Raw genomic sequence first — 2,365 nt, 5'->3', positions numbered from 1 at the left:
TGATCGACGCGCTGACGGACGGCGACTTCGAATACGCACTGGACAACGGCGCACGCGTGCGTGTTTCCATCCGCATCGACAAGCAAGCGCGATCGGCGCGCATCGACTTCACCGGCACCAGCGCACAGCAACCGAACAACTTCAACGCGCCTGCTCCAGTCACGCGAGCTGCTGTGCTCTACGTCTTCCGCACGCTCGTCAATGACGAGATCCCGATGAACGCAGGCTGCCTCAAGCCGTTGGAGCTCATCGTGCCGGCCGGCTCCATGCTCAGGCCGCAGTACCCGGCGGCTGTCGTCGCCGGAAACGTCGAGACTTCGCAGGTCGTCACGGACTGCCTCTACGGCGCACTGGGCGTGCTCGCAGCGAGCCAGGGCACGATGAACAACTTCACGTTCGGCGACGGTGTGCACCAGTACTACGAAACGATCGCCGGCGGTTCGGGTGCAGGACCGGATTTCGACGGCACGTCGGTCGTCCAGACGCACATGACGAACTCGCGCCTCACCGATCCGGAAGTGCTGGAATGGCGCTTTCCGGTGCGCCTGGAGGAGTTTCGCATCCGCCGTGGCTCGGGTGGAGCAGGGCGTCATCGTGGTGGCGACGGTTCGGAGCGTCGCGTGCGCTTCCTCAAACCGATGACGGCGGTGCTGCTCGCCAATCATCGCATCGTCGCGCCCTTCGGCCTGGCGGGCGGCAAATCCGGCGCGACCGGCAAGAACTGGATCGAACGTGTCGACGGCACCGTCGAGGACTTCGGTGCGACCCACTCCGCAGAGATGCAAGCCGGCGACGTCTTCGTGATCCAGACGCCGAGCGGTGGCGGCTTTGGCTGAGCAACCGCGCACCGCTCGACTGGCCACGGCAAGCATCGTCGGCACGATGCTCGAGTACTACGACTTCGCGATCTACAACACGCTCGCGGCCCTGGCCTTCAACAAGCTGTTCTTCCCGTCGTTCGAGCCGCTGACCGGTACGATCCTCGCGTTCTCGACCTTCGCCGTCGGCTACTTCTCGCGGCCGATCGGCGGCGTGATCTTCGGACATCTCGGCGATCGCTACGGCAGGCGCTTCGTGCTCGTCACTACGCTCATGGTGATGGGCGCCACGACAGCGCTGATCGGCGCACTGCCGACGTACGCAGCGGCTGGAGTGCTGAGTCCGACCTTGCTCGTCGCATTGCGCTTCGTGCAGGGCGCGGCGCTAGGTGGGGAGTGGGCGGGCGCGGTGCTGCTCTCGGTGGAACATGGCGATCAGCGCCGCCGCGGCCGCAATGCTTCGTGGGCGCAGATGGGCCCGTCGCTCGGCACGTTGATGGCGACCGGATCTATCGCGATCGTCACGTCGCTGCTGCCGGAGGAAAGCTTTCTTGCGTGGGGCTGGCGGCTGCCGTTCTTCGCGAGCGTCGTGCTGGTCGGGTTCGGTCTGTGGATCCGCGTCGGCGTGGAGGAAACGCCGCTGTTCCGGCAACTCGAACGCGACAAGTCGCAGGCACGCGCACCGGTCGGCGAGGTGTTTCGCGCGCATTGGCCGAAGCTCCTGATCGGCGGTGGCGCACGGATCGGTCCCGATGTTCTCTACTCGCTCGCAGCCACGTTCTCGCTCTCTTACCTGACGATGACAGTCGGCGTATCGCGAACACTCGCGTTGATCTCTCTCTCCATCGGCGGCGCCTGCAACGCGCTGACGATTCCTCTCTTCGGCTCGCTGTCCGACCGCTTCGGTCGTCGCGCCGTGTATGGAACGGGAGTGCTGTGCGCACTGGTGGTCGCCTTCATCTTCTTCCCTTTGCTCGACACCGGATCGCCAGTCGCAATCGCCTGCGCAATCGCGGCCGCGCTGGTCGTGCACGCGATGATGTACGGTCCGCAAGCGGCATTCATCGCCGAACAGTTTCCGACGCGCGTACGCTATGCGGGCTCGTCGCTCGCGTACACGCTGGCAGGGATCGTCGGCGGCGGCATCGCGCCGCTCGTGCTTGCGACGTTGCAGAGGACCTTCGGCGGAACGCATGCGCTGAGTGCGTACCTCGCGGCGGCCTTGATCGTTACCGGCATCGTGCTGATGATTGCACGCGAGCGCGCGGGCGCGGCGCTCGACTAGAACTCTGAGGGCTCGCCATGATCGAAGTCCATCACCTCAACAACTCCCGTTCGCAACGCGTGCTGTGGATGCTGGAAGAGATCGGCGTCCCGTACACCATCGTGCGCTACGAGCGTGACGCGAAGACTTCGCTTGCGCCGCCCGATCTCAAGCAAGTGCATCCGCTGGGCAAGTCGCCGGTGATCCGCGACGGCGACTTCGTGCTCGCGGAGTCGGGCGCGATCATCGAGTACCTGGTCGAGAAGTACGGCGGCGGACGTTT

3 protein-coding genes are annotated in these 2,365 nt (G+C 65.2%); all 3 read left to right on the top strand.

Annotation, left to right across the window (positions count from 1 at the left end):
* Positions 1-836, top strand: an 836-nt coding sequence (locus tag VN634_01765) for a hydantoinase B/oxoprolinase family protein (protein ID HXC49587.1), incomplete at its 5' end; no start/stop codon positions are given.
* Positions 829-2,103 carry an MFS transporter gene (locus VN634_01760; protein HXC49586.1) on the top strand — a complete coding sequence of 425 codons (1,275 nt, stop codon included), beginning with the start codon at positions 829-831 and terminating at the stop codon, positions 2,101-2,103. The genes VN634_01765 and VN634_01760, both read left to right, overlap by 8 nt.
* 17 nt (positions 2,104-2,120) lie before the next feature.
* Positions 2,121-2,365 (top strand): glutathione S-transferase N-terminal domain-containing protein (locus tag VN634_01755; GenBank protein HXC49585.1); only part of this gene is annotated, 245 nt, incomplete at its 3' end.

It is taken from the genome of Candidatus Limnocylindrales bacterium (assembly GCA_035571835.1).
Taxonomy (GTDB): domain Bacteria; phylum Desulfobacterota; class Binatia; order UBA1149; family CAITLU01; genus DATNBU01.
This window is presented reverse-complemented; position numbering and strand designations above follow the sequence as displayed.